This is a genomic window from Synechococcus sp. H55.9 (assembly GCF_047462355.1).
GTDB lineage: Bacteria > Cyanobacteriota > Cyanobacteriia > Thermostichales > Thermostichaceae > Thermostichus.
In genome coordinates this window covers 1-1,755 of record NZ_JANSJB010000167.1, presented here as the reverse complement: position 1 = coordinate 1,755, position 1,755 = coordinate 1, and the positions used below count along the sequence as shown (strand labels likewise).

The following is a 1,755-nucleotide window of genomic DNA, read 5'->3' as shown; positions in this document are numbered from 1 at the left end:
GTTTTCCAGAGTTGGGAAGTATAGCCTGGAGCAGATAGTGCAGACTTCTTTACTACTGATTAATCCATCCTGCTTCCAGAGTTGGTTTGCTAAGTGTTGCTACTGCACCCCTTGATTCTTTAACAGGCTGTATCAATCAAATGGCGACTCTTTACCAAAAGTTCATACTCTGCAGCAACTCCATGATTAACCAGAGCTTGATAGAAGAGGGTATCTTCACCTGCATCTGCCATCCTTCCCAGTTACTTGCGACTGTACTTGCCCCGTGAGGATCTCAGGTTGCCCCAGAGCACTAAAAAGGCTCCCCCCAAGGGAGCCGAATAAACAGCGGAACCAGCAGAAATTAGTCAAACACGTTGCAGCTCTTGCCTGCGAACGTCGTAAGGGTAGGTACAACTGTCTGTTGGGCTCCCAAGCCAATGGTGCATTGGATAGGGTTACCACTGGAGTTAATATACTGGGTGCTGCCAGCAAGAGCAGTAGTATCCCACCGCATCCCTTGAGGAGAGGTGTTCGAAACGTTACTAGCCACCGGCGTACCGTAGTTTGGGGTGCTCCAAGGATCGTTCATATATTTGTCGCCTCGAGCACCGCAGTAAGTTGTGGGGCAGCCGAACTGAATTACGCTGTAGGCAGTAGGGTATTTTGTGAAATCCAAGCGATAAGCCTCAGAGCCCCGCCCCACCGCACTGAGAGCGGCTTGCGCTTCCGCAGTACGGGAGCGGCGCACTTGGTTCAAGAACTGAGGGATCGCCACCGCAGACAGCACGCCCACAATCACGATCACCACCAGCAGTTCGATCAGGGTGAAGCCCTTGGCTTGGGAGAGAAGTTGCTGAGCCAGCTTGGCCCGCAACAGAGACTGACGAGACTTCGCGCTCATAGTACTCGATCCTTAGTTACTAGAGAGTTACTTGTGCAGGTTACCTGCCAGTCTTAACATACCCAGCCTGAGGGCAATTCATAACAGACTGCCCCCCAGCGAAATTGCGGATCTTGAGGGGGGTGGGTCTAGAAAGGTTCCGTAGTTTGGCCGAGCGGGCCTCTGCATGGCAAATTAAGACCAGTTAAGACCAGCGCTCTCCCTTCCGCCCATGAACCCCACCCTGCAAGCTCGGATTCTGGAAGCCAAGCAACTGTTGCAGCAATCGCCAGATGCCTTCGCAGAATGGCTGGCGACTTTCTACCTACAGCAAGATCCAGAGGCGTGGAGAGAGTTCTTGTGGGGCCTCTTTGATCTTGAGGTGCCTTCGCCGTCTGAAGAAGAAGCTTTCCCGGCTGACCGGGTGGCAATCGCCCTCGCGGCACTGGAGCAAGTTTTGATTTCGGGCCGCCTAAACCTCGCCTACCAGGTCTACACATCCTTGGTCAAGACCGGGATCCTGCCCCCGGAGAAAGTCGTAGAGCTATTGCTGTCTTTGGCAGGCCGTCTGGAAAATACACCCAGCCAGGATTCCCAGCAGCGTCTCCAGATCTGCCTAAAGCTGAGGGAGATGGCCTTTGAGCTGGATCCAGTCCGGCGGGATAACACTCAAGTTCTGCTGTTCCGGGCCTTGCAAGCTCAAGACGAGCTGGCCGTCGGCTTCTACGGGCAGGCCCTAGTGGAGCACTTAGTCAGTCTGGCGGGTGAGGAGACCATAGACATCACCCAGGAGTCACTCCTAACTCAACTCCTCACTCGGCTATGGGATGACGGCTACCTGGATCTGTTTTTCGAAGTGGCCACAGTTCTACAAGCTCATCTCCTAGAGAGTC

Annotated in this window: 1 protein-coding gene and 2 pseudogenes; 2 read left to right on the top strand and 1 reads right to left on the bottom strand. The window is 53.9% G+C overall.

Features of this window, described 5'->3' with window-relative positions; all coding sequences use genetic code 11:
* Window positions 1–115: pseudogene (locus NW857_RS12815) on the top strand (IS630 family transposase); the annotation flags it as partial.
* Window positions 116–343: 228 nt separating this feature from the next.
* Here the strand turns inward: NW857_RS12815 and NW857_RS12810 are convergent.
* Entirely contained in the window at window positions 344–883 is a 540-nt protein-coding gene (locus tag NW857_RS12810) for a type IV pilin protein (RefSeq protein WP_414349196.1), read from the bottom strand.
* 211 nt (window positions 884–1,094) lie between these two features.
* On the opposite strand from NW857_RS12810, the pseudogene NW857_RS12805 reads away from it, so the two are divergent.
* Window positions 1,095–1,755, top strand: a pseudogene (locus NW857_RS12805) (FkbM family methyltransferase); the annotation flags it as partial.